22 protein-coding genes are annotated in these 26,695 nt (G+C 50.7%); 13 read left to right on the top strand and 9 right to left on the bottom strand.

Annotation, left to right across the window (positions count from 1 at the left end):
• Positions 1-60 precede the first annotated feature (60 nt).
• Complete coding sequence (locus EOE65_RS08160; RefSeq protein WP_127693822.1) at positions 61-663, top strand: LysE family translocator; 603 nt, start codon at positions 61-63, stop codon at positions 661-663.
• Positions 664-1,464, top strand: coding sequence for an AraC family transcriptional regulator (locus EOE65_RS08155; RefSeq protein ID WP_127693821.1), 801 nt, complete (start codon positions 664-666; stop codon positions 1,462-1,464).
• On the opposite strand, the gene metH is transcribed toward EOE65_RS08155, so the two are convergent.
• Positions 1,465-5,172, bottom strand: a complete 3,708-nt coding sequence (gene metH / locus EOE65_RS08150) for a methionine synthase (protein ID WP_127693820.1) — start codon at positions 5,170-5,172, stop codon at positions 1,465-1,467.
• A gap of 371 nt (positions 5,173-5,543) precedes the next feature.
• On the opposite strand from metH, the gene EOE65_RS08145 reads away from it, so the two are divergent.
• Both EOE65_RS08145 and EOE65_RS08140 read left to right on the top strand, forming a co-directional pair.
• A complete protein-coding gene (locus EOE65_RS08145) occupies positions 5,544-7,436 on the top strand; it encodes a propionyl-CoA synthetase (protein ID WP_127693819.1) in 1,893 nt (630 codons plus the stop codon).
• Between the two features lie 323 nt (positions 7,437-7,759).
• Positions 7,760-9,835 carry a 3-hydroxybutyrate oligomer hydrolase family protein gene (locus EOE65_RS08140; RefSeq protein ID WP_127693818.1) on the top strand — a complete coding sequence of 692 codons (2,076 nt, stop codon included), beginning with the start codon at positions 7,760-7,762 and terminating at the stop codon, positions 9,833-9,835.
• Positions 9,836-9,967: 132 nt separating this feature from the next.
• Here the strand turns inward: EOE65_RS08140 and EOE65_RS08135 are convergent, their stop codons facing one another.
• The 3 genes from EOE65_RS08135 to EOE65_RS08125 form a co-directional block, all read right to left on the bottom strand.
• Complete coding sequence (locus EOE65_RS08135) at positions 9,968-11,392, bottom strand: MBOAT family O-acyltransferase (protein ID WP_127693817.1); 1,425 nt, start codon at positions 11,390-11,392, stop codon at positions 9,968-9,970.
• Between the two features lie 3 nt (positions 11,393-11,395).
• Complete coding sequence (locus tag EOE65_RS08130) at positions 11,396-12,460, bottom strand: SGNH/GDSL hydrolase family protein (protein WP_127693816.1); 1,065 nt, start codon at positions 12,458-12,460, stop codon at positions 11,396-11,398.
• Between the two features lie 187 nt (positions 12,461-12,647).
• Positions 12,648-12,914: a VF530 family protein gene (locus EOE65_RS08125; RefSeq protein WP_240656948.1), complete on the bottom strand. Its 267-nt coding sequence runs from the start codon at positions 12,912-12,914 to the stop codon at positions 12,648-12,650.
• A gap of 138 nt (positions 12,915-13,052) precedes the next feature.
• On the opposite strand from EOE65_RS08125, the gene ahpC reads away from it, so the two are divergent.
• Complete coding sequence (gene ahpC / locus EOE65_RS08120; protein WP_476739124.1) at positions 13,053-13,610, top strand: alkyl hydroperoxide reductase subunit C; 558 nt, start codon at positions 13,053-13,055, stop codon at positions 13,608-13,610.
• Positions 13,611-13,667: 57 nt separating this feature from the next.
• Positions 13,668-15,236, top strand: a complete 1,569-nt coding sequence (ahpF, locus tag EOE65_RS08115) for an alkyl hydroperoxide reductase subunit F (RefSeq protein ID WP_127693814.1) — start codon at positions 13,668-13,670, stop codon at positions 15,234-15,236.
• A gap of 96 nt (positions 15,237-15,332) precedes the next feature.
• Here ahpF and EOE65_RS08110 read toward each other — a convergent pair whose 3' ends face one another.
• Positions 15,333-15,836, bottom strand: a complete 504-nt coding sequence (locus EOE65_RS08110; protein ID WP_164847054.1) for a thioesterase family protein — start codon at positions 15,834-15,836, stop codon at positions 15,333-15,335.
• An 89-nt stretch (positions 15,837-15,925) separates the two neighbouring features.
• Between EOE65_RS08110 and EOE65_RS08105 the strand changes: the two genes are divergently transcribed.
• Entirely contained in the window at positions 15,926-16,594 is a 669-nt protein-coding gene (locus EOE65_RS08105) for a glutathione S-transferase (RefSeq protein ID WP_127693812.1), read from the top strand.
• On the opposite strand, the gene EOE65_RS08100 is transcribed toward EOE65_RS08105, so the two are convergent.
• Complete coding sequence (locus EOE65_RS08100; RefSeq protein ID WP_127693811.1) at positions 16,591-17,508, bottom strand: LysR family transcriptional regulator; 918 nt, start codon at positions 17,506-17,508, stop codon at positions 16,591-16,593. The two genes, EOE65_RS08105 and EOE65_RS08100, sit on opposite strands and share 4 nt — an antisense overlap.
• A 123-nt stretch (positions 17,509-17,631) precedes the next feature.
• Between EOE65_RS08100 and EOE65_RS08095 the strand changes: the two genes are divergently transcribed.
• Positions 17,632-18,594 (top strand): NAD(P)H-dependent oxidoreductase, encoded by a 963-nt coding sequence (locus EOE65_RS08095; protein WP_127693810.1) that lies wholly within the window; start codon positions 17,632-17,634, stop codon positions 18,592-18,594.
• A 51-nt stretch (positions 18,595-18,645) separates the two neighbouring features.
• On the opposite strand, the gene EOE65_RS08090 is transcribed toward EOE65_RS08095, so the two are convergent.
• The 3 genes from EOE65_RS08090 to EOE65_RS08080 all read right to left on the bottom strand — a co-directional run bounded on the left by EOE65_RS08090 (position 18,646) and on the right by EOE65_RS08080 (position 21,122).
• A complete protein-coding gene (locus EOE65_RS08090; RefSeq protein ID WP_127693809.1) occupies positions 18,646-19,464 on the bottom strand; it encodes an ion transporter in 819 nt (272 codons plus the stop codon).
• Positions 19,465-19,562: 98 nt separating this feature from the next.
• Positions 19,563-20,264: a monofunctional biosynthetic peptidoglycan transglycosylase gene (mtgA, locus tag EOE65_RS08085; protein WP_164847053.1), complete on the bottom strand. Its 702-nt coding sequence runs from the start codon at positions 20,262-20,264 to the stop codon at positions 19,563-19,565.
• A gap of 24 nt (positions 20,265-20,288) precedes the next feature.
• Complete coding sequence (locus EOE65_RS08080; protein ID WP_164847052.1) at positions 20,289-21,122, bottom strand: LysR family transcriptional regulator; 834 nt, start codon at positions 21,120-21,122, stop codon at positions 20,289-20,291.
• A 98-nt stretch (positions 21,123-21,220) separates the two neighbouring features.
• Between EOE65_RS08080 and EOE65_RS08075 the strand changes: the two genes are divergently transcribed.
• From EOE65_RS08075 to EOE65_RS08055, 5 genes are all read left to right on the top strand, one after another.
• Positions 21,221-22,216 (top strand): quinone oxidoreductase family protein, encoded by a 996-nt coding sequence (locus tag EOE65_RS08075; RefSeq protein WP_127693806.1) that lies wholly within the window; start codon positions 21,221-21,223, stop codon positions 22,214-22,216.
• Between the two features lie 128 nt (positions 22,217-22,344).
• Positions 22,345-23,214: a TraB/GumN family protein gene (locus EOE65_RS08070; RefSeq protein ID WP_164847051.1), complete on the top strand. Its 870-nt coding sequence runs from the start codon at positions 22,345-22,347 to the stop codon at positions 23,212-23,214.
• Positions 23,215-23,232: 18 nt separating this feature from the next.
• Complete coding sequence (locus EOE65_RS08065; RefSeq protein ID WP_338067673.1) at positions 23,233-24,081, top strand: ribonuclease Z; 849 nt, start codon at positions 23,233-23,235, stop codon at positions 24,079-24,081.
• Positions 24,082-24,155: 74 nt separating this feature from the next.
• Positions 24,156-25,445 carry a tyrosine-type recombinase/integrase gene (locus EOE65_RS08060; RefSeq protein ID WP_127693803.1) on the top strand — a complete coding sequence of 430 codons (1,290 nt, stop codon included), beginning with the start codon at positions 24,156-24,158 and terminating at the stop codon, positions 25,443-25,445.
• 185 nt (positions 25,446-25,630) lie between these two features.
• Positions 25,631-26,494: a cache domain-containing protein gene (locus EOE65_RS08055; protein ID WP_127693802.1), complete on the top strand. Its 864-nt coding sequence runs from the start codon at positions 25,631-25,633 to the stop codon at positions 26,492-26,494.
• Positions 26,495-26,695 lie beyond the last annotated feature (201 nt).

The raw sequence follows: 26,695 nt of genomic DNA, 5'->3' as shown, positions 1-26,695 counted from the left end.
GCGTTCAATATTTCTTGCTAACCGTTTTGTAACCTGCGGCCTTCAGTGTTGGAGGTAGTTATGACGTTAGCTTTTTCGATGTGGATTTTTGCTTTAACCGGTGCGGTTTCGCCAGGGCCCGTTAATATCATCGCGACAACGACAGGGTCTCAGTTTGGTGTCATGCGGGCTTTACCGTTTGTACTTGGCGCGACGGTGGCTTACGTGCTGGTTGTGGTGACGGTGGGTCTGAGTATGGCTATTGCCACTCATGTGGTGCCAGCCATTGAACCTCTGCTCACGTTACTGGGCAGTGCTTATCTGCTCTATATCGCTTATCGAATCGCTGTTTCTGCCCCGTTGGGAGAGAGCAGCGGGGCGCGCTTGTTGGTGAATCCCGCCAGCTTTATGGATGGTTTTCTCACCCAAGTACTTAACCCTAAGGCGTGGTTGGTGGCGATGTCGGGTATCGGGCTCTTCGTTACGGGCGTTGAAAGTGCCATCTCGCCGCTGCTGTTGTTCAGCATTATCTCCTTTATCGCGTGCTTTACCGGTGTGGGTACTTGGGCGTGCGCTGGGCACCTATTAAGGCCATGGGTTAGCGGGCCTGTGTCGGGGCGTATCTTTAATAGCGTGATGGCACTATTATTGGTGGCGTGTGTGCTTTGGATATGGATCGGGTAGATGGAAGAACAAAATCTATTTCAGCGTAGTCGTGCGTTGTCGCAGGTTGAGATGCGCAAAGCTCAGCATTCGGGAGCATGTTACGCTGAGCACGCCCACGACGAATTCTCGTTTGGATTAATTGATCAAGGCCGAGCGCGTTATCTCAATCATCGTAATTATTATGATGTTGGACAGGGCACCTTAGTGACGATTAATCCGGGCGATACGCACGCATGTAACCCCGAAGCGGGTGTTTGGTCGTATCGTATGCTGTTTGTTAACACCCATTGGGTTGCAGAACTACAAGCAGAGGTGGGCGGGAGTAAACTGTTTGACTACCAGCCGTTTGAGGCCGCTTTTTGTGCTCAATCACCTCTTATTGAGCAAAGCTTCAACCGTCTCTACGACTACTTGCAGCACCAAGACGAAGGCGGTCTTGCAGAGACTGCTCTGATCAGTTTCTTAGCGCCGCTGTTTGCCAATACACAGCACCAAGAGCCTACGTTGAGCCAAGGTATCGTTAGGGCGCATACGTTGTTGCTTGATCGTCTAGGCGAGAATATCCCACTGGAGGAGCTCGCCAACGAAGCGGGTTTAAACCGCTACACATTATTGCGTCAATTTAAGCAAGCGTATGGTCAAGCGCCACATGTGTACCAAATTGATCAGCGCATTCGCCGAGCTAAGCGTTTGCTACGTGAAGGTGAGTCGCTTGCCGATACTGCCGCAACGCTCGGCTTTGCCGATCAAAGCCACTTTCAGCACCACTTTAAACGGCGTGTAGCCATCACGCCGCGTCAGTATCAGCAAGCCTGCTGATTAGCTATCTTCTGGCTCGTAACCAAGGTTAGGTGCAAGCCAGCGCTCGGCTACCTGTTTCTCCATGCCGGTACGTTTGGCATAGCTGTCTACCTGATCTTCACTGATCTTAGCAACACCAAAGTACTGAGCCTCTGGGTGTGAGAAATACCAGCCGCTAACGGCTGCTGTTGGCAACATGGCATATGCATCCGTTAGCGTAATTCCAGCGGTATTGTCGACATCAAGCAGTTCCCAAAGCAGCCCTTTTTCAGTGTGGTCTGGGCACGCTGGGTAGCCCGGTGCAGGGCGAATACCTTGGTACTTCTCTTTAATCAATGCTTCGTTATCGAGCGTTTCTTCTGGGTTGTAGCCCCAAACTTCGGTGCGCACAACTTTGTGTAGATACTCAGCAAACGCTTCGGCAAGACGGTCTGCCAGGGCTTTAACCATAATGCTGTTGTAGTCGTCGTGATCACGCTCATAGGCTTCAACCAGCGCGTCAATACCAATGCCTGCCGTGACTGCGAAAGCACCGTAGTAATCGGCTTTGCCGCTCGATTTTGGCGCGATAAAGTCAGTTAGGCACAGGTTGGCTTTACCCGCGACTTTCTCCGTTTGTTGGCGCAAATGGTGCAGCGTTGTGAGTACCTCAGTGCGGCTCTCATCGGTATATAGCTCGATATCATCATCGTTTACGCTGTTCGCCGGGAACAAACCGTACACGGCTCGTGCTTGCAGCGATCTATTTTCAATCAGTTGATCGAGCATCGCTGTTGCATCTTTAAAGAGCTTGGTGGCCTCTTCGCCGATAATTTCGTCGGTTAGGATGCGCGGGTAACGGCCTGCTAGCTCCCACGAGTGGAAGAACGGCGACCAATCGATGTAATCACGCAACACATTGAGGTCTAGATCTTCGATAACCTGTACACCGAGCTGTTTGGGTACCGGCGGGGTGTAGTTATCCCAGTCGATCACATGTTTGTTTGCGCGTGCGTTATCCAAAGAGACGCGGCGCTTATCGTTTTGGCGTGCCAGATGGCGCTCACGGGCGGCTTGATAGTCAGCTTGGATCTCTGCGACATAATCGGCCTTACGGCTGTCAGACAAGAGCGCAGATGCAACGCCCACTGCGCGTGATGCATTGGTGACATGAACCACTTGATCGCGCTTGAAGGCGGGCTCAATCTTTACTGCGGTATGCGCTTTCGATGTGGTTGCGCCACCGATCATCAGCGGGATATCAAAGCCTTGGCGCTCCATCTCTTTCGCAACGTGAACCATCTCATCGAGTGATGGCGTGATCAGCCCTGACAGACCGATCAGGTCCGCATTTTCCTCACGCGCTGTTTTGAGAATAGTTTCAGCAGGCACCATAACGCCTAAGTCAATGATCTCGAAGTTGTTACACTGCAGCACGACGCCGACGATATTCTTGCCGATGTCGTGCACATCGCCTTTAACCGTCGCCATGATCACTTTGCCAGCAGAAGAAGAGGCGTTCGCGTCCTTTTCATCTTCGATAAACGGCATGAGATAGGCTACTGCTTTTTTCATAACGCGGGCAGATTTCACCACCTGTGGCAGGAACATCTTACCTGAACCAAACAGGTCGCCGACGATTCCCATACCATCCATCAGCGGCCCTTCGATCACTTGGATGGGGCGCTCATAGTTTTGGCGGCACTCTTCCACGTCGTCGTCGATGAACTCAGTAATGCCTTTAACCAGCGCGTGCGCAAGACGTTTGTTGACATCCCAGCCACGCCATTCCGCCGCTTGCGGATCTTCTTCAACCGCGCCGTTGCCGCGATATTTTTCTGCAACATCCAGCAAGCGTTCGGTGGCATCGTCGCGGCGGTTTAGGATGACATCCTCCACCAACTCACGCAGCTCTTCTGGCAGATCATCGTAAATTGCCAGCTGGCCTGCATTGACGATACCCATATCCATACCTTGCTTGATTGCATGGTAAAGGAAGACGCAGTGGATCGCTTCGCGCACCGGGTTGTTGCCGCGGAATGAGAAAGAAACGTTAGATACGCCCCCCGAAATCTTGGCATAAGGGAGGTTTTGTTTGATCCAGCCGGTGGCTTCGATAAAGTCAACCGCATAGTTATTGTGCTCTTCAATACCGGTAGCGACCGCGAAGATGTTTGGATCGAAGATGATGTCTTCTGGTGGGAAGCCCACCTCGTCGACTAGAACGCGGTAGGACTTTTCGCAGATTTCGATCTTACGCTCGCGGGTGTCCGCTTGGCCGACCTCATCAAAAGCCATCACGATCACGGCAGCACCGTAGCGCTTGATCAACTTAGCTTGCTCGATGAACTTCTCTTTACCCTCTTTAAGAGAGATAGAGTTCACCACACCTTTGCCTTGGATGCACTTCAGGCCCGCTTCGAGCACTTCCCATTTTGAGGAGTCGATCATGATCGGCACGCGCGAGATGTCAGGCTCGGATGCGATGAGGTTGAGGAAGCGAACCATCGCCGCTTCCGCATCAAGCATCCCTTCATCCATGTTGACATCGATAATCTGTGCGCCGTTCTCAACCTGTTGGCGTGCAACATCGAGCGCTGTCTCGTAGTCACCTTCTTTAATAAGGCGCTTGAACATCGCTGAGCCGGTCACATTGGTACGCTCACCCACGTTCACAAATAACGTGTCTGCGCCGATATTCATCGGTTCAAGGCCAGCTAATCGCGCCTCTACTGGCAGATCTGGCAGTTGGCGCGGTGCGTGCTGCTCAACGGCTTCACGGATTGTTTTGATGTGGTCTGGTGTTGTACCGCAGCAACCACCGACGACATTGAGGAATCCAGATGCTGCCCACTCGCCGATCTCTACCGCCATCTCTTCGGGCGTTTCATCGTATTCGCCAAAAGCGTTCGGCAGGCCAGCGTTAGGGTGTGCAGAAACATGGCATTGTGCCACACGAGATAGCTCTTCAACGTATTGGCGCAGCTCTTTAGGACCAAGCGCACAGTTCAGGCCAACCGCCACGGGATTGGCATGACGAATCGAGTTCCAAAACGCTTCGGTCGTTTGCCCAGAGAGAGTTCGGCCGGAGGCATCGGTAATCGTGCCAGAGATAATCACCGGTAGTTTGATGTTGTTATCATCAAAAAACTTCTCAACCGCATAGATCGCAGCTTTCGCGTTCAGTGTGTCGAAAACCGTTTCGATCAAAATGATATCTGAGCCACCCTCAACCAGCCCTTGCGTTGATTCGTAGTAAGCCTCGACCAGTTGATCGAAGGTGATGTTACGAAAACCCGGATCGTTTACATCGGGCGAGATGGAGCAGGTGCGGTTTGTGGGGCCAAGCACGCCTGCCACATAGCGTGGGCGCTCTGGGGTTTGTGCAGTGAACTCATCACAGACTTCACGGGCGAGCTTTGCCGCTGCAACATTGATATCTAGGCTGACCGATTCCATATCGTAGTCTGCCATTGCGACCTGCGTTGCGTTGAAGGTGTTGGTCTCGATGATATCTGCGCCCGCAGCGAGGTACTCGCGATGAATATCCTTGATGATGTTGGGCTGGGTCAGCACCAATAGGTCGTTGTTGCCTTTTACATCGCAGTGCCAATCAGCGAAACGCTCACCTCGATAGTCGGCCTCTTCAAGCTTATACGCCTGAATCATCGTGCCCATACCTCCATCTAAGATGACGATACGCTCTTTAAGGGTTGCGATAAGTTGATCTCTGATTGCCACTGCCATTTTTGTTATCCAAAACCGTTATAAAACAGCGGGTATGATAAACCAATTTGGAATTAATTTACCTGAGCAAGCTTCATTTATAAGTGAAGTAGATTCATAGGTTCAGGTGCACTTTCGAGCTTTAAGGGGAGAAAAAAGCACAAGTCGGCCTGATATGTTCGCTGATTTGTATCAAAAATTAGCGCTGTGAGGGGAGCAAAAAGACAACATTGTCGACAATGTTGCGATTTATTCGCCTTATGTCTTAGTTTAAACGCCCATTTTATTGCGTACAGTAGACACATCGAATCAAGTCGAGTGTCAACAATAACAATAAAGCTCGCATTATCGTTGTCCCGAAAAATTAATCTACAAGCAGAAGGGCCCACGCAATGTCGTACCAGGCAGAATATTCAAAATCGATCGAAACGCCAGAGCAGTTCTGGGGAGAGAAAGCGCAAGCGGTTGAGTGGTTTAAACAGCCAGAAACTATTTTGAGCCAAGACGAAAATGGCATCTACCGCTGGTTTGCCGACGGTGAGCTGAATACCGCTTATCTAGCGTTGGATTACCACGTTGAGAATGGCCGTGCGGATCAAGATGCATTGATCTATGACTCACCCGTAACCGATACAAAGCGTCGTTACACTTACCGCGAACTGCGTGATGAGGTTGCAAAATTTGCAGGCGTTTTAAAAGCACAAGGCGTTGAAAAGGGCGATCGCGTTGTTGTTTATATGCCGATGATCCCAGAAGCTGTAATCGCGATGCTAGCGGTAGCACGCTTGGGTGCTATCCACTCGGTTGTGTTCGGTGGCTTTGCGCCCCATGAGCTGGCGGTACGTATTGATGATGCGGAGCCAAAAGTTGTGGTGACGGCGTCTTGTGGTATCGAGATTGCAAAAGTCATTCCGTACAAGCCGATGCTAGATGAGGCGATTACGAAGTCAGCGCACCAGCCTGATAGCTGCATTGTGTTCCAGCGCCCTGAAGTGGAAGCTGAGATGGTTGCAGGTCGCGATATCGACTGGCAAGAAGCGATGGCAACAGCAGAGCCTGCTGACTGCGTGCCGGTGAAAGGCACCGATCCTCTTTACATCCTCTATACCTCGGGTACGACGGGCAAACCAAAGGGTGTTGTACGTGATAACGGTGGTCATGCCGTCGCGTTGAAATACAGCATGAAATCAATCTACAACATTGAACCGGGCGAAGTATTCTGGGCCGCTTCCGATGTGGGTTGGGTTGTGGGCCACTCCTATATCGTTTACGGGCCGCTGTTGGCAGGCTGTACAACCGTTGTGTACGAAGGTAAGCCGATTAAAACACCAGATGCTGGTGCCTTCTGGCGTGTATGTGAAGAGTACAAGGTTAAGGCGCTATTTGCTGCGCCAACGGCGTTCCGTGCGATCCGTAAAGAAGATCCAGACTCTGAGTACCTCAAGCCCTATGATCTCTCAGGTCTAGAGACGATCTTTATGGCCGGTGAGCGTCTTGATCCGCCAACGTATCACTGGACAAAAGATACCCTCGGCAAGCCAGTGGTTGACCACTGGTGGCAAACAGAAACAGGCTGGGCAATCTGCGGCAACTTGACGGGTGTTGAGATGAAGGAACCAAAAGCAGGTTCTTCAACGCTGCCTATACCAGGCTTCAATGTGCAAATTCTCGACAGCGCTGGTCAAGAGTTGCCAAATGGGGAGCAGGGTAGCATTGCCATTAAACTGCCGTTGCCACCGAGCTGCCTACCTACAGTATGGGGTGATTTCGAGCGTTTCCGTACGGGTTACCTGTCTGAGTATCCAGGCTACTACTCAACAGGCGATGGCGGTTACAAAGATGAAGACGGCTACGTGTTTATTATGGGCCGTACGGATGATGTGATTAATGTCGCTGGCCACCGTCTCTCAACCGGTGAGATGGAGGAGATCGTTGCAGGGCATCCAGCGGTGGCTGAGTGCTGTGTTATCGGTGTCAACGATCCACTGAAAGGCCAGCAACCAGTTGGTATGGTCTTGATCAAAAACGGAGTTGATGTTGATGAAGACGAACTGGAAGCTGAGCTGGTGGGCATGGTTCGTAAAGAGATTGGCGCGGTTGCGTGCTTCAAGAAGGCGATTGTGGTACAGCGCCTACCGAAGACGCGTTCGGGCAAGATTCTGCGCAAGTTGCTGCGTCAGATTGCAGATGGAAGCGAGTACTCGATCCCATCGACAATCGATGATCCAGCGAGCTTGCCGGAAATCGAGGAGATTATGGATCGCCACGGTTTAGTGACGAGCTAAAAGTCCTCACCTATTTTGACCCTTAGTAGTTTAGGCAGCCAATTTGGCTGCCTTTTTTATGGGTGTCATACAGCGCTGTTGCTGCGCGTTTTTAATACAAGGCAAGCAAGACGTGGCGAAGCGTGCATTTACTCAAAGCACGCTATTAGATTTGTTAATGTATAAACGGTTGTTTGGCAATGCTGAATCTGCTTTGATGGAACGATGCGCAGCTCATCTGTGCATGCTAGGGAAAGCTGTACTGGCAGGATGCTAACGTTTCTTTCGCACCTCCGAGTCCGCTTTCTCGATCTCGACAAAAAATATAAAAAAGAGGTTATATCGTGAAGAATACGAGAGGTTTCAAGCAGTTATCGGCTGTACTTGCCTGTTCATCTATGTCGCTTGTGATGGTGGGGTGTGGTTCGAGTAGCGACAACTCGGCAGCCGTTCCAGCGCCAACAAATATCGGCCCAGTGGCTAAAACATACTACGACGGTAGTGGTGATGGTTTGCTCGGTGGTTTTGGCCTCAGCGGTTTACAAACGCCGCCAGCCAGTTTCTATACCGACCCAAATAACCCAGCTAAGGCGGAACTGCGCAGCCAAGCGATCAGTGCGAACTACCGAGCCCTAGTTGACTCATCAGATGCAGGGGGCTTTGGTCGCCTTTATGGTCCGATGGACAATACCGTTTATCCCGGTCACGAATATCTCGCGTTTGTTGGGGAGGGCATCAACCGCTCCACCGTGATGGTGCAGATACCTGATAACTTCAATCCCAACAAGGCCTGTATTGTGGCGGCGCCATCGTCTGGCTCGCGAGGGGTTTATGGCGCGATTGGGACCTCGGGGGCATGGGCGGTTGAGCATGGCTGTGCCGCCGCCTATACCGATGCCAATAAAGGCACCGGCGCCGTGGATCTGACTCAAGGTATCGGCTATGGCTTGCAACTGAACCCTATCGCTATAGCTGGTGCTCAAGAGGAACTCTCGTTCCAAGTACCCACACAAGAAGCGCTCGCTAAGCCCAGTGCTGAGTATGGTGGCGTCACACCGCCAAGCGCAGCTGAGTTGGCTGATTATGTGGCGAACAACCCGCATCGCTATGCATACAAGCATGCACACTCGCAAAAGAATATTGAAAAGGATTGGGGTAAAGAGACGCTGGAGGCGATCCGCTTTGCCTTTGCCCAACTCAATGAGCAGTACCCCGATGCTAAGCTCAACAGCGATAACACCCTAGTGATCGCTGCGAGTGTATCGAACGGCGGCGGTGCCTCGTTGCGTGCGGCTGAGCAAGATGCTCACGGCTTAATTGATGCGGTTGTCGTGGGCGAACCCAATATCAACCCACAACAAGCACCAGCGCCGTTTTCGATCGCCATGGGCAATCGAACGCCGGTGAGCGAGCACTCCAAAGCTGCCTATGAGTACTTTGCTTTAGCTGAGCTGTATGCGCCTTGTGCCGCGTTAGCGCCTGACAACAACGGTGCACTATTCGCTCTGACGTCTATTGCGCCACAGCGCTGTGATGCTTTGGTCAGTGCAGGGATGATTCCTGCTTCCTCTGACTATGCAACGCTTGGCACCTATGCCAAAGATGCGCTGAATAGTGCGGGTTTCCTTCCTGAATCCGATAAGTTGCTGGTGGGCTATGCGGGCATCAATCTGTTCCAATCGTTATTGGCAACGTATGGCCCTGCTTACACCCGCAGTTCGGTGGTCGACAACCTATGTAACATCAGTATGTCGGCGGTTGATGGCGTGACGCCAACGGCTAACACCTCAGTAGCGACACTTGCAGCGACGAGTAACGGTATCCCACGTACCGCGAATATTTTCCTCATCAAAAACGACTCGCCAGATGGGCCGCAACTGCAGATTGCAACGCGCTCAACCAATGGCCTTTTCGACTACAACTTCGAAGGTGCGCAATGCTGGTATGACCTTTATAGCAACTCAGACAACTCACTGCATGGTCGTTTAATGCAGGGCATTGACGAAGTTCGCGGCACCGGTGATCTGCGTGGACTGCCTACCATTATTGTTCATGGCCGCGCAGATGCGCTGATTCCGGTCAACCACTCTTCGCGTCCCTACTATGCACTTAACCAGCAAGTTGAGGGCGATAAAAGCCAGTTACGCTACTACGAGGTCACCAACTCGCAACATTTGGACGTGCTTAACCAGCTATATGCAACAGCGGGTATGAACTATGTGCCCATCGACTATTACTTTAAGCAGGCGATGGATCTGATGTGGTCTCATCTAACAACAGGAGCCGAGCTGCCACATAGTCAGGTTGTTGCTGCAGCGGCACCGAATGGTAGTTTGGCGCAAACTGATTTGCCGCCTATCGGCGATGCGAGCGCCCAACCCATCACCTATGCGGACGGTGTTTTAACCGTCCCAGAGTAAGAGGAGAGTGATAAAAAAGCCGCGTCATGCGGCTTTTTTCTTGGCGTTTGCAACCCGTTTCCTAAACTATCGCGATAGCTCTCAACGCAGTGGGGAGGCAACGGAGTACACCTTAGGAACGTGGTCAGAACATCAGAACTGAAAGTAGATAAACGGTGCAGTGCCGGTTGAAAATGCCACCACGAGGTATGTTGTGGTTACGATAACTCCCGCTTGTAACCATGAAGGCATACGGCAGTAGATATTCTTCCACTCAAATGTCCATTTTGATGGCGTGTAATGCAGCGCAGTGGCGATCAAGAGTGTTGCGCCACCCACTAAGCCTATCGGCGTGTGTGTATTCGTGAAGTTCGTCATCGCTTCTACATATAGCCACGCATCGTCAAGGCTCCCGCCACGGAATAGCACTCTTGTGAGAGATACGAGGGTAAAAATCCAAAATACACGCCAGATCCAATGCAGCCCAGTGTATTCAAGGGGAGGTAAGCCAGCAGCTTTGCGACGGTTCATGCGCCAACGCTCGTAGGCGATCATGCTGGCATGGCAAATACCGTACACGACGAAATTCCATCCGGCACCGTGCCAAACGCCGATAGCAACGAAAGTAATGAATAGGTTGACATACACGTTGCCATACTTGGAGCCGCCGAGGCCGTAGAATAAGTAGTCCCGAAAGAAAGATGACATTGATATATGCCAACGGCGCCAAAAGTCGCCGATGCTGGTGGCTTTATAAGGGCGATCAAAGTTGATCTGCAGTTCAAACCCTAAACACCGTGCCGTACCTCTGGCAATGTCTGTATAGCCAGAGAAGTCCATATAAACTTGGTAACTGTACGCATACAGCGCGATGAGCAAGAACCAAGGAGAGTAGTCACCCGGTGATGCAAACGCAGGGTCAACGATATGCACGGCTAAAACATCGGCAATGGCTATTTTCTTTATAAAGCCGCGTATTATCAGTGCGACGCCAGATTCTACTGGGTTTTTCTGCTCCTCTTTGTAGCCTTCTTCGAGCTGCGGCAAAAAGTGACTTGCCCGCACAATGGGCCCAGCGACAAGCTGTGGGAAGAATGCTACGAACAGAGAAAAATCACGCAAACTGCTGACCGGTTTTAGCCTGCCTCGATAGATATCCAACGAGTAGCTAATGCTCTGAAACGTATAAAACGAGATTCCCACAGGTAGGATTATGCTTAACAAAGGTAGCGATGTTTCGACACCTAGGTTGGTGAGCAATGTGTTGAATGAGTCGATAAAGAAGTTGGTATATTTGAAGTAAGCGAGTATCCCCAAACTACTGACCAATGAGAGCGTCAGCCAAGCTTTCTTTTTCGGTTGATCTGTAGCATCGGCGATTTTCTGGCCAATGATGTAGTTAATTAAGGTGATGCCGAAAATTAACCCAGCAAAGCGCCAATCCCAACACATGTAGAAGTAATAACTGGCTGCTAGCAAACAGTTCTTTTTCGCATCGTGGTTGTCGCGGAATACGCCTCTCACCAAGCCAAAAATAACGAGGAAAAAAACAACATAATGAAAAGACTGAAAAGCCACACCTTACTCCTTGTTGTTCGGTAAGTCGGGGGCTATTTTTGCCGCAATAATTTCAGCAACGCGTTTGTTACCTTTAACAGAGAAATGTGATGAATCACCGAACCATTCCTCCCCACCTGGTAATTCACTCTGTAAATTAAAGAACCGCATCCCGTTTTCCTCAGACGCTGTGCGGATCATGTCATTATGTGCGTCATAGAGTGTCAGTAACCCCGCGGTGTCAAAGCAGCCATTATAGTAACGGGCGGTCTCTGACAAGTTGGCTTGCTGCTCCTGTGGCATATCTCGCCGAAATGCTGCGGCGTTGCCTATCACTAAAACGGGCTTTTCGGTGCGCTTTAAGCTTTGCAGCAGTGCTTCTAGGTTGTGGCTGAACTCGCTCTTATCAACGTCTTGGGGATTCAATAGTGCCTGACTTTTTGCAAGCGATGTTCGCAAGGCTACCGTATTTTTCGTGATTAATTCGGTGGTGAGTAGCCACTTCGGCAACGCCAGCGTAGGGAGAGAGTAGTCATCTTTTTCCGCTGCACTCTGACTCGGTTTGCAATAGCCGCCAAGGTCGTTAAATCCCGTGTACAAGATGTAATGATCAACATCGAGCTTAGATAGCAGGTTATCGACGATCTTTCTCTGATCTTGCAGTGAGTAACCAGCGATCCCCGCATTTATTACGCGCATCGGTCGTGACGTTTTATCAAGACTGTTATTCAGAATGTCCTGTAACTGATAGGAGAGTGTGTCACCGTTATTCCGTGTATAGGTTCCCATCACCGTAGAGGCACCCACTAACGCAATACGATACTGATTTTCGGGCTTTGGGGATTCAAGATCATCATCACGCAGGCCCAAAGCATTCGTTGTGATGACCGCGTTTGAACCAGCAAGTGTATGGTTTGGACGGAGCAGTTTTATGCCAAGTTGTTCGTTAAACTGATAGGTCGTTTCATTTGCTAGCGCGTTGAAAACACTTTGTCCAAACCGAATGTGGGAACGCACCTGCAAGGCTATCTCAATTAAGAGGAGGAGCGCTAAGGTAATAACGAGCGTATTACGACTCTTTCTAAGCATCTGCCAAGACTCATTCTCTCGTGAAAATACTCAAAACTTGGTATCAACTGACAAAGAGACCGATCCTTGGACGTTGTCTGTTTTGCTATTAATCCGAGTAGATTACTCAAGTTTTTTTAATTGTCGCTGAATCGAGCCTATCGGGGCAATTACTAGTTGTAGTGCTTCAAGCATTACTGGGGGTAGGCTAGCCCTTATTGCGTCGCTTTTTTAGCTCTGTTTTAAGATAAAGTGCTTCGACTTTATCGCGTGCCCATGGTGTGCGGCGCAGAAATTTCAGGCTTGAATTGATGCTAGGATCTTTTTTGAAGCAATTGATATCGATCTGCTTTGCTAGCCCCTCCCATCCATAAAAGGCCTCCAACTCGGTAACGATGTGTTTGAGTGTGATGCCGTGAAGAGGGTCATTGGCGCCGGGGTTAGTCATTGATACATCCTGCTTATTGGCTTGCATAGTTGTTCTTAATCGTTCAATTAGAAAATTCTATCACACTCTTAGAAACTATTAATTTCCGAAATAAAAGCCGGTTTTTTACTATCTCTCCTGTCGAACACATACATCATCTCAAAGGAGAGAATCATGTCACATACACTGATCAACACTGAAGTTAAGCCATTCAACGCTACCGCATTTCACAATGGCGAGTTTATCGAAGTTTCTGACGCAGACCTGAAAGGTAAATGGTCAGTTGTGTTTTTCTACCCTGCAGATTTCACATTCGTGTGCCCAACAGAGCTAGGCGATTTGGCTGACTACTACCCAGAGCTTCAAGGTATGGGCGTTGAGGTATACAGCGTATCGACTGACACGCACTTCACGCACAAAGCGTGGCACGACACCTCTGACACGATCCAAAAGATCTCGTTCCCAATGATCGGTGATCCAACAGGTGCTATCACGCGCAATTTCGGTGTGATGATCGAAGAAGCGGGTCTGGCAGAACGTGGCACATTCGTGATCGACCCAGAGGGCAAAATCCAGATCATCGAAATTAACGCCGGTGGTATCGGCCGAGACGCGGGTGAGTTGGTGCGTAAAATCAAGGCAGCGCAATATGTTGCAGCTCACCCAGGTGAAGTATGCCCAGCAAAATGGAAGGAAGGTGAAGAGACGCTAGCACCTTCGTTGGACCTTGTTGGCAAGATCTAAATAGCGATACCCAGCCTGCCCTGCGGGGCAGGCGTTTCAGACTTATTTGGAGGCACTATGTTAGACGCTACGATTCGCGAACAGCTATCCCAGTACTTAACTAACTTAAAGCAACCTATCGTCTTAACGGTTTATGTTGACGATTCGGCCAAGTCGAAAGAGCTGCACGCATTGGCTAACGATGTAGCGGAGCTTTCCGATAAGGTCTCTACCCAAACAGAATCTGGCGCAGCAGGGCGAATCCCGCGCTTGCAAGTCAGCCCCGCAGGTGAAACATCGCGGGTTGCCTTTGCCGGAATCCCAATGGGTCACGAATTTACATCATTTGTGCTTGCGTTGTTGCAAGCAGGTGGTCACCCCTCGAAAGAGGATCAAGCTTTATTAGCGCAGATTGGTACGCTTGATCAGCGCTTGGATTTTGTTTCATATATTTCGCTGTCGTGCCAGAACTGCCCTGCGGTTGTGCAAGCGCTTAACTTGATGGCGGCGTTAAACCCGAATATCACCCACACCATGGTGGATGGTGGGCTCTTCCCGCAGGAGGTTGAAGAACGCAATATTCTTGCGGTTCCAGCGGTGTACTTAAACGATGAACTCTTTGGCCAAGGCCGTATGTCATTGAGTGATATTTTGGCGAAGTTAGATACCACCAGCGATAGCGAACGGGCAGAATCGCTCAATGCAAAAGAGCCCTTCGATGTCTTAGTTGTAGGGGGTGGGCCTGCTGGTGCGGCTTCTGCGATCTATGCGGCACGTAAAGGGATTCGCACAGGTGTATTAGCTGAGCGTTTTGGTGGGCAAGTCGCGGACACGATGGCGATTGAGAATTTTATTTCGGTTGCGGCGACGGATGGCCCGAAACTGGTTCGCGATCTTGAGCAGCATGTCAAAGAGTATGATGTTGATGTGAATACCGGCGTGCGTGCGACGCATCTTGAACCGGCAGAGCAGCCTGGAGGTTACTCTACCGTCACATTAGATAACGGTGCGCAGCTAAAGAGTAAAGCGATCATTCTATCAACGGGCGCCCGCTGGAGAGAGATGAATGTGCCGGGTGAACATGAGTACCGTGGTAAAGGCGTGGCGTACTGTCCGCACTGTGACGGTCCGTTGTTTAAAGGTAAAAAGGTTGCCGTTATTGGCGGCGGTAACTCGGGGATTGAAGCGGCCATTGATCTGGCGAATATCGTTGACCATGTGACAGTATTGGAGTTTTCCGATGTGCTGCGTGCCGACGAAGTGCTCATCCGCAAAGCGCGCTCGCTCAAAAACATCGAGATTATCATGCAGGCGCAGACCACAGAAGTGGTGGGAGATGGCCAGCGGGTAACCGGTTTACGCTATACCGATCGTCAAAGCGGTGACTCACACGATATCGAATTGGCGGGCATCTTTGTACAGATCGGGTTGGTGCCTAACACGGAATGGCTGAAGGGCGCGGTTGAGCTGTCGCAACATGGCGAAATCATCGTCGATGAGCGTGGCCAAACATCGGCATTAGGTGTGTTCGGTGCGGGGGATGCCACCACCGTGCCTTACAAGCAGATCATTATCGCAATGGGCGCGGGCGCAACGGCTTCACTCGGAGCGTTTGATTACCTAATCCGGTCAAGCGATAACGACTAGACTACGTTTTAACTGATCAAAGAGCCTAGCAGGCAGCTAGGCTCTTTTTTGTTGCAGTGTCTGCAAGCGGTAGCGCGAAGCGGAGTTTATATAAGCTCAGGCAGAGGCGAGCGTGGTTAACTTTGGCATGCAGCCCTCAGCAGGGGCCGTAATAGATACGCCCGCGCCATCTGGCCAACTAAGCGTATTGTGTGCTTCTTGCAATGCATAAACTTGCTCTGCAATCTCCGTAGGCCATGCTTCGCAGCGGCGCGATTCCATATTCACAGCTAGCATCACACTCTCCATGGTGGCCATGAGCGTGTTGTCATTTGGGTCACGCATTTCGTGCCACAAGCGCAGGCGTTTGTTATCGCTGGACAGCAGACGCGAGTGCGCAACAACCTGTTGGCCCTGTTTGACCTCGCGGAAATAGCGAAGGGTATTCTGCACGGTGAAAGCGCTAAATTGGTGCTTGTCTCGTGAAGTGGCATCTAATCCGGCATGATCAAGAATGGTATCGGTCGCCGTAGTGAGCATGACGAGATAGTAGCCCTCGTTCAAGTGGCCGTTATAGTCACAAAACGAAGACGGTATAGGCTCATAGTGCGTGAGCAACATAGGCGTTCCTTTTACTTTCTGTCTCTGGACCGGTACGCTATCCGGCATTATTTTTTTAGGGCGCAAGTATAACCACACCTGCTATTTCTATGACAAGTCCTATTCTCTACACGTTTCGTCGATGTCCATACGCAATGCGTGCCCGTTTAGCGATTGCTGCGAGCACTGTAAAAGTAGAATTGCGCGAGATTATCTTAAAAAACAAGCCCGCAGCGATGCTGGAGGCGTCTCCAAAAGGCACGGTGCCTGTGCTCCTTGATACAGACGGTGCTGTCGTTGATGAAAGCTTGGATATCATGCATTGGGCACTCAAGCAGTCCGATCCAGAAGGCTGGTTAGATGCAAGCTACTACGAAAGCGGTATGCAGCTTATCGGGCAAAATGATACCGCGTTTAAGCCTTGGCTAGATCGATACAAGTATGCTGATCGCTATCCAGAGCATCCAATGAGCTATTATCGCGACCAATGTGCCGATTGGCTGAGTGAGCTTGATCACAAGATTGCGTCAGACGGTGGAGGCCTGTTGGCATCGCATTATGTGTTGGCCGATTACGCGCTGTTTCCGTTTGTCCGCCAGTGCGCTCATGTTGATAAAGCGTGGTTTAACGCTCAGCATTGGCCTGCGTTGCAACAATGGCTCACACACCACCTTGAAAGCGACCTATTCGGCGCAATTATGCATAAATACCAACCTTGGGAGGCGGGCACACAGGGTGTTATGTTTCCCCAGATGAGCGAGTCGCTAGCTGACTGCTAAGGTATTGTGCTGAATAGCGCGGCACCTTTCTCCACTAAAAAGTCGATCAATACCCTGACTCTGCGTGCTTTTTGGCTATTTTGCATAAAGTAGACAAACAGACTGGGGTAGGGGTACCAATTGGCTTCGAGAACCGGTGTCAGCGAGCCGCGCTTAAAGTCTTCTGCAACCAGTGGTGTCACAATCCGCCCGATACCAAGCCCCTTGCGTGCTGCATCTACCATAACATCCGTATCATTGACGATTAACGCAAGTGGCATCTGTACAGATGCAGCCTGACCTTGGCTTTGCAACAAAAGCGGCGCCAACTGATTGGAGGCGATGTAACGATATTGGATCAGCTTGTGGTCCTTTAAGTCATCAGGCGTTTTGGGCACGCCATAGCGCTCGATATAGCTCTCTGAAACAAACAGCGCCTCGCGCATAGGGGCGGTCAGCTGGCGGGCAACCATGCCGGGGTCGATACGATCACCAAAGCGAATGCCCATATCATGCCCTTCGCTGATGATATCGACGGACTTATCAGAAACAGATATCTCTAACTGGATATCAGGATAACGCGCGCAGAACTCGGCATAGATCGGGCGCAGAAAGAAATCGAACGCAAAGCGTGGCAACGTAATACTGACTTTTCCGGAGGGAGAAGTGTTCAAGTCTTGTACGCTCTCTAGTGCAAAATCGAGCGTGGAGATGGCCCCACTGACCTGCTCATGGAGTAGCTTTCCTGCTTCAGTGAGTTCAATGCGACGTGTACTGCGGGTAAACAGGGGCAATCCGATATGCGCTTCGAGCTGCTTTAATGCGTGACTGGCTGAGGGCGGCGCTACCTCGAGTTTACGTGCTGCTCCGCGAATACTGCCTTCCTCAACAATCGTGCGGAAAACGACCAACTGATGGAATGTGCTGCCCTTCATAACCCATCTCACTGTTCAATTTAAACTAATAGTCCATTAGTTATTGCAAGTCTAATCCGTATTAATAAGGGAGGATACACTACCAATATTCGATCAGCCAGTTCACAGAGTATTGGAGCAAACATGAGTAAAGTCGTTGTTATATCGGGTCATCCCAATCTAGAGCAGTCCTATACTAATACGGTTATTTTGCAGCAATTAGAAGCGAGTGCGCTTGATGTGGAAGTGCGCCGTTTAGACAGTCTTTATCCTGACTATCACATTGATGTGGCAGCCGAGCAGCGCGCTTTAATGGCGGCCGATGTCATCGTGTTGCAGTTCCCATTTTACTGGTACTCGACACCGGCTTTGTTAAAAAAGTGGCTTGATGACGTATTTGCGTACAACTTTGCTTACGGAGCCGAAGGCGACAAGTTAAAGGGCAAAGACTTTTTCCTCTCACTGACGGTTGGCGGCCCCGAAGAGTCCTATGATCCGCTTGGCTATAACCACTTCACCGTCGAGCAGATGCTTCATCCGTTGCAGCAAACGGCCTACCTAGCCGGTATGAATTACCGCGCACCGATCTATACCAACCGTATGGTTTTTATTCCGGGCGTCTACAACACCCAAGCAGACGTCGAGGAGCGAGCGCGAGATCATGCAGCGCGCCTGATGAGCGCCATCCGCAAGGTGGTGGAATCGCCTGAGGCGATTATCAAAAAGTTTGTTGCTGCATGGTTCGCCGAGTTTGATCAATTGCCAGCAGAATCCGAGTTCTTTACCCAGAGTCTAGCGAGCGATGTGCAGTGGGTCATGCCAGAAGGTGAGTTTGCGGGGCATGAAGGGTTTCGTGACTGGTACCACATCGCTAAAGCGACTTTTAAGCCAGGCTGTGATCACCACGTTGAGCAGATCACGGTGAACCCTAAAGGCGCGGGTTTTGAAGTGCAGCTGCGCATCCGTTTGAGCGCTGAAACGCAGCCTGCGTCTGAATTTAAGGGTGCGCCAGTGAATATGCTCGTCAATGAAACGTGGCAAGTGCAGATTGAGGCGGCACGTGTCGAGATTCAAACCTATTACGTTGAACCGGTTACCGCCTCGTAAGCGAGCTAGCAAAAGAGCAGGGCGCCTTAGTTGCAAGGCGCCCTGTTGTTATCACTTCTCTTTTTGCTGTGAGCTTAACTCAGAAATCATCGCTTTGAGCGACTGGATTTCGCTATGCAACGCTTGCATGGTTGGCTCGTTGTTCTCTTCTGACTTGCGCTCCTTCTCGGCAGCGTGTTCCGTTTCCATCACGTTCACAACGATACCGATCACCATATTTAGGAAAGCAAACGTGGTTAAAAATATAAAGGTTAAGTAGAAGAACCAACTTAACGGATAGACCGCCATCGTTTCATACATAACATCGGTCCAATCCTCGAAAGTCATGACCCGGAAGAGGGTAAGCATAGCGATCGAGATATCGCCCCAAAGTGTGTCATTGATACCCGCAAAGAAGGTTGCACCGATCGCTGCATAAATATAAAAGATGATAAACATCAATAGGATAACGTATCCTAATTGAGGAAGCGCTTTAAGTAAGGAGTTCAGCAGCACGCGTAGCTCAGGCACGATAGATACCATCCGTAAAACGCGGAAGATACGAATCAAACGGCCTACCAGTGCCATCTCGCTATCTTCGATAGGGATAAGGCTGACCACCACGATCAATGTATCGAAAATGTTCCAAGCGTTATGAAAAAAGCGCTTTTTATCAGGCTCACCTAAGAAACGAACGGTGATCTCCACCAAGAAAAATAGGGTGATCCCAACATCTAACCAACCGATAACGGTCAGCAGCGCAGGGGGCATATCATAGGTCTTCGCGCCGATCACCAGAGCTGAAAATAGAATAACGGACACAACAAAAAGCTCGAACGCTTTGTTGCTGCGCAGCGCGAAAAAGCGCGCTTGTAGATTTGCGTAATTCATGAGGCATGGGGTTCAGTAGTTAAATCGGCAGCACTTTACCGTTGTTTTGATGCGGGTAAAAGTGATTCTTAGTGGTATGGACGTTGTACCGCGTGTTGTTAAAGCTGGCGCAAGTAGCGAGTGCCCCCTAAGTTGTCGATTGCACGGATGATTAAGCGTTGCTTACGCTTGAGCGAGCGGCTAGGTTGCAAAGCTTGATAGCGCGCTGGAGCTGGCAGCATACAGGCCAGCATGGCAGCTTGAGCGGTGTCCAGTTGTGTAACCGGTTTGTTGAACTGGTATTTAGCACCTTCGGCAACGCCGTAATGGAATGGCCCAAACTGCGCTAGATTTAGGTAGAGTTCTAGGATGCGAGATTTGCTTAAGGTGGTTTCCAGCAGCAAAGTTAGTGGAATCTCCAGCGCCTTTCGCACATAGCTACGCTCCTCCCAAAGAAAGAGATTTTTGGCAAGTTGTTGGCTAATTGTGCTGCCACCTCTGGCCTTCTTTCCTGCGATAACTTGGTGTAGCGCGGTTTTGAGTGCTTGAACATCAAAACCTGGATGCTGAGCAAACTTTTGGTCCTCTGCTGCAATGACCGCCATCTGCATCCTAGTTGGAATGTGGTCGAGACTTTGCCATCTATGCAGCGGGTAAGGCGTGTCCTGAATCACTGACATCAATTGTGCCCGCAGCATAAACGCGCTTGTGGGCGGGTTAACCCAGCGCAGAGCCACACTCATTAGCACCGGTATCAGCGTTACGACTAGTATCGCAATGAGGATAAACCGCTTGGCGCGCTGTAGGGTTAAACGTAGCAAAACAACTCCTGAAAATGTGGAGATTTAACGCGCCATAAAGTCGATGAGATCGCGCACGCGCGCCGGTAACAAGCGCCGGCTTGGATAAACGGCAAACATATCACGGTTGAGCATTTTTGCATCGGCCAACATGAGACGGCGTAAGTTTCCATCGACCATCTCTTGCGGGAGCATCGCTATACCCATACCACGGCACACCGCGTCCTTGATAACATCCAGGTCGTCAATCTGGTGGCGTATCTGCTTAGGACGGACACGGCTGCCGCCGCTGAGTTCCCAATGTTGATGTGAAACGATCGCAGGTAATTGCAATACTTCATCCAATTTAACGGGTGAAGTCAGTTCGTGCTGTGCGATAAAGCTTTGGCTGGCACATAGACAATATTCAATTGGCCAAAGTTGGCGAGCAATTAGATTGGAGCTGTCTAGTGGTCCAACTCTGAATGCAAAGTCGATATGGTCGCGAAAGAAATCTAGCATCGCATTGGTGGCGGTTAGGTGGATCGATAGCGCGGGGTTTTGCTCTGCATATTCTAGCAACTTAGGGCCAACAGTGGTTCTGGCGGCGACTACAGGCGCTGTGATATGCACCGTGTGGCTTTTGATATCATCGGCAAAACCGGCGGCCTCATGGAGCGCTTCCATGGGGGCTTGGCAGCGGTTTAGCAAGCGCAAGCCCTCTTCAGTCAGGCGGACGCGGCGTGTTGAGCGCTCCAGTAGCTTAACGCCGAAGTGATCTTCCAGTTCAGCAATACGCCGACTAACGCGGCTGAGCGGAATACCGAGCTGGTCGGCAGCAGTAGAAAAGCTCAAGTGCTTCGCAACCACTGTAAAGAGTGCAAGATCGTTATAAATCATTATTCTACCTGCAGTATAATATCTTCTATATTTGGATATTATCATATTGGGCGTGGCTCGATATCCTCTTCTCAACTAGCTTTTCAGAGGAGATCAACATGTCTTATGCCATTCATATTCCCCAAGTCGGCTCACCGGATGTTTTACAGCGCATCGAGCATGACATCCCAGTGCCCGCTAAAGGGCAGGTGCTGATTCGCAACCACGCTACTGCCGTGAACTTTATTGATACCATCATTCGGCGCGGTGAGATGCCTGCTGGCATGATGCCAGATCTGCCGCATATACCGGGTGTAGAAGGCGCTGGATTTGTTGAAGCTGTGGGCGAAGGAGTGCAGGGCATATCCGTTGGTGAACGCGTGGCGTGGATGGGGCCTATCGGTGCGGGTGGTTACAGCGCGCATTCGGTTATTGATGCGCACTACGTTACCCCAATATCCGCCTCCACCAGCTTTAACGCCGCGGCTGCGCTCCCTGTGAACGCTATGACCGCTTGGCATATGCTGGTTAACCTAGGCCATGCTCAAGCGGGCGATACTGTGTTGATTCACGCCGCAGCTGGCGGTGTTGGGACAATGGCTATCCACATTGCTAAGCACCTCGGCCTAACTGTGATCGCATCGGTGAGTGGTGGTAAAAAGGACTATGCGCGTGCGCAAGGCGCAGATCATGTCATCGATTACAAAACAGAAGTGCTCGTTGAGCGTGTCAAAGAGATCACCGACGGTCGCGGTGTTGATATTTCGCTAAATCCTATTTCTGGAGACTCCTTACGCGATGATATGAGCGCACTAGCACCACTGGGCACTGTGGTGCTGTTTGGCTTTTTGGCAGGGCCGCCAGCAGGAACGTTTGCAGAGGATATGGCGCAGCATTTCCAGAAATCGATTGCCGTACGTGTCAGTGATATCTACACCTACTTCACTGCAAAACCTGACGCGTTCAATCGCGATATGCAGCAAGTGTTTGAACTAGCGCGCAGCGGTGTATTGGTGCCAACTATTACAGTGCAGCCTTTGGTCGATGCTGCGCAGGCGCACCAGCGTTTAGAGGCAGGTGAAACCACTGGCAAACTGGTCTTAGAGATCGACTAGCCGGTAACGAACATGAGAAACCCAGCCACTAGATCGAGTTGGCATCAACTCAGATCCTACCTTTGCTGTGTATGCAGAGCGATTCTGCTACATTATGCGCTCTTTTTAAGAGTCTTGGGGACGATCAGATGACAATCCGCCTAGGCGCTGCCGTAATGGTAGCGTTGTGCTGGGGAGCGACCGCATTTGCGGCATCGCCTGTGTGGAAAATAGAGAAAGCAGGTAACACGCTTTACCTAGGTGGTACCGTCCATGTTTTGAGTATCGACGATTATCCGCTACCGCAAGGGTTTGAGTCAGCGTTTAACGCATCTCAGCGCTTGGTATTTGAAACCGACGTGCAGGCGATGCAGAACCCCACCTTCTATATCGATTTCTTTGGCCAATTAACCTACCCCGAAGGCCAAACACTAGCCAACGATCTACAGCCAGAGACCATGGCAAAGCTCAGCGCTCTGCTGGCCGCTCGCCAATGGCCTGCAGAGAGTGTTGTGCACTTTCGCCCCGGCGCCGCAGTTGCTGCGCTCACTATGATGGAGTTGGATCGGCTCGGGCTTGCGGAGGCGGGTGTTGATAGCTACTTCAGTGACAAAGCGCTCATAGCGCAAAAGCCCCAAGAGGGTCTGGAAACCGTCGCCGAGCAAATTACGCTGCTTGCAACCATGGGCCAAGCTGATCCAGACAAGCTCGTGTTGCATAGCTTAGCAGAGGTGCAAACGCTTGCGAGTATGATGGCCGACTTAAAAGCCGCGTGGCGTGTGGGTGATAGGGAAGCGCTTGTTCAGCTTGGCATTGTGCCTTTTCAGGAAACCTTTAGTGAGCTGTACCAACGGCTGATTGTGGCACGTAACCAAGCTTGGTTACCCAAGATTGAGCGTTACCTGAGTACCGCTGAAACGGAGTTTGTGCTGGTGGGGGCGCTGCACCTTATCGGAGACGATGGTCTATTAAATACGCTGCAAGCGCGTGGTTATACGATATCCCAGTTGGAAGAGTAGGAGTATTTTGTGGAGTTTATGATACTGGGCACATCGTCGGGCATGCCAACGAAATCGCGCAATGTATCGGGTTATGGCTTGCGTAAGAGCGCTGTAAAACCGTGGGTTATGATCGATTGTGGCGAGGCCACTCAGCATCAAGTGATGCGTATGCCGGTCTCTTTGTACCATTTAGAGGCGATTTTTATCACTCACCTACATGGTGATCACTGCTACGGCCTGCCGGGGCTGCTCTCAACGGCTGCTATGCAGTCGCGCCAGCGCCCGCTGACCATTGTTGCGCCAGCCGAGGTGTTAACCTTTGTGAATGCTGCGGTGGTGTGTAGCCAAATGGAGCTCGGCTTCGAGCTAGTGTTAGTCGATGTGACGACGCTTGCGCCGGACTTTACCACCGAGCACTTCGCGGTATCGGTGCACGCGCTTTCGCACCGCACCGCCTCGTACGCATACAGTTTTACGGAGCGGGAGGCGCTTTTCGGCAAGTCTGCCCGTAAGGTTGTGATTGCGGGTGATAACGATGAGCCAGCGCTACTCAAAGAGGCGGTACAAGGGGCAAGCTTTCTGTTGCATGAGGCAACGTACACTCAGGCCATCGCAGAGAAGATCGCGACCAATCCTCAGCACAGTTACGCGGCACAAGTGGCTGAATTCGCACAGGCCAGCGCGCTACCTGCGTTGGTATTAAGTCACTTTAGTGCGCGTTATCTAGACTTTCCTACCCAGCGGCAACTCTCGCTAGACGATATTGAGGCGGAGGCAAGCGTACATTACCAAGGGAATTTGTTTATCGCACGTGACCGCGATATCTACACGTTAGATGAAGCGGGTGCTTTGTCGCTAACACAGCGCCAGCGGCGCTTTCGTTAAAGACTGCTAGTATCTTTTTTGATATAAAGCTAATTATAATAAAGTAAATTTAATTTACTGTTTTAAAAGGCTTTATGTCGAATATTTTTCAGCCATTGTTTGACAGCCCAACGCATGTAGAGGAGGGCAACGAACAGGTAAATCGTTATCTCACGCAGGTGGCGATGAACCGTGTGAATGATGCGTTATTAGCCTACGAGCTGGCGTATGAGTGGCTACTTGAGCAGCGCTTTAGCGAGAACAATTTCAAAAGCTACCGCAGTGAAGTGACGATATTTCTACTGTGGGCCTTTGAGGTTGAGGAGTGTTCCGTTGCTGAAATAACCCGCCGCGTATTGATGCGTTATGTTCGGTTTTGTGTGGCGCCACCTGAAGAACTGGTGGGGTATCACAATGTACCGCAGTTTATCGTCTGCAAAACGACGAAGGAGCGTATGCCCAATCCTGCATGGCGCCCTTTTCGCGGTCCGCGGATAGATGGCGTGCAGGCGCCGTATCAAATTACTGAACGTGCGCTCAAGACGAAGCTTGCGATTCTCTCCTCTTTTTTCAATTTTCTCATCGAGGCCGATTACACCGAGATCAATCCGGCCATGGTGCTCTTAAAGAACGGCCGCTTTAAGGCCGCTTATGGCATCGTGGATCAATCACCGCCGGACGAGATCAAGGCGTTTAGCGAGTTGCAGTGGTCCTATATTGTTGAAACCGCCGAGCAGCTCGCGACAGAAGAACCAGAACTGCACGAGCGCACCTTGTTTTTAATCGCGCTGATGTATAGCTGTTACCTGCGGATCTCTGAAGTGTCGGCGCGGCCCGGCTTCGCGCCGGTGATGGGGCTGTTCCGCCGTGATAACCACACCGGCGTTTGGGGTTTCTTTATTCCGGCCAGTAAGGGCGGGAAATCGCGCACCGTGGCGCTATCGAACTCTATGCTGGCAGCACTGAAGCGTTATCGGCGCTTTTTAGGCTTAACAGCATTGCCCACGCGCAATGATGATACGCCATTGTTTGTGCGCCACCGAGCGAGTGGCCGAGGACGAGATGCAGGCCTTAAAAACGCGAACTTGGGGATTCGTCACCTGCGTGATGAGATCCGTGCCTTGTTTGAACGCACTGCTGATCGCCTAGCAAATGACGGGCTTTACGAGGATGCTCAAGAGGTCCGAAATATGACGCCACACGCGATTCGGCATACCGGCATCTCCCATGATATTAACTTAAACCAGCGGCCGTTAGCGCATGTGCAAGCCGACGCCGGTCACGACAGTATTGATACCACCTCCCACTATCTGCACACGACTCAGGTGGAGCGGCACGAGTCAGCTGCGGGCAAACCGATTGATCGTTTAGAGGCGTTACGCTGATCAAATACGCGGCACTAGGCTATTAGTCGTAATGAAGCCAAAGTCTTTGAAAAAGATCGGTTATTTAGTTTTGTTGTCATCGTTTTTCAGTAGAATGTCGGCTGGCCAACTACAAAACCTTGACCTTGGCTGAATGGTGTGGAGGACTCCACATTTCAAGGATATTCGCCCCGAAGGAGCGTTCGGTGAAAAATTTAAAAATAAAACATAAGATCCTTTTACTTACAGTTCTACCCCTGACGATCACACTGGTTGCGCTGCTGTTTATCTCGATTGCGCAAATCCGCTCATTGGGTGAGGCGGAGATCGTACAAGTACGCCAGACGATGATGGAAGCCAAAAAAGAGTCGCTGAAAAATTACTTAGCGATTGTGAAAACATCCATCCTGCCAATCATCAAGAGCGATCAACCTGAAGATGTTGTGCGTCAGAAGGTTGATGCGGTGTTGCGTTCTATCCGTTATGGCAGTAACAACGGCTATATTTTCGCGATCGCATACGATGGCATCACGCAGGTTCAGCCGATCAAAATCAGCCTTGAGGGGAAAAATACGCTCGAACTTGAAGATGAGAATGGCGTGCGCTTCATCGAAGAGCTGATCCGTGCAGCCCGTAATGGTAGCGGTTATGTCGAATATATGTGGCGCAAACCCTCTATCGAGCAGTCAGCACCTAAGTTGGCCTATGCTGTCGATCTGCCTGAATTTAACTGGATTCTAGGTACGGGCTTCTACATCGACGATATTGACCTAGTCATTGAGCGCCGCCAGCGTGAGATCGACGATAAGGTAAAAGCGACGACGATTTTATCACTGGTGGTGGGGCTGGTTATTCTGCTGGTGATTATCGCTGTGAACCTGTGGATTTCGAACCACGCCTTGGTAAAACCGATCCGTGAGCTGTCTGAAAGTGCTCGCCAAATGAGCTTGGGTAAGATGGATACAGAGATCAACGTGGAGTCTAACGACGAGATTGGCGAACTGGCAGACGCGGTAAAACGTATGCAGAAGAGCTTGCTGGTGATCTTTAAAAAGCTGAAACAGAAATAGTTAGCACCCATCTTTGCAAGAGGCAGCGAAAGCTGCCTTTTTTGTTGCTAAACTTCTTAAACTGTTGTGAGTGTTTTAGCGCTGCTTTTGTAACGTGATAGCGGGGCTAATCGAACTTAACTTCTGCCTATTGATCAAATAGTTAATTACACGAGTGCAGCCAACTTCTCGGCTGTTTTAGTTGTCCTGTTCCTGATGTAT

This window comes from Neptunomonas marina, assembly GCF_004005935.1.
Lineage (GTDB): Bacteria > Pseudomonadota > Gammaproteobacteria > Pseudomonadales > Balneatricaceae > Neptunomonas > Neptunomonas marina.
This window is presented reverse-complemented; position numbering and strand designations above follow the sequence as displayed.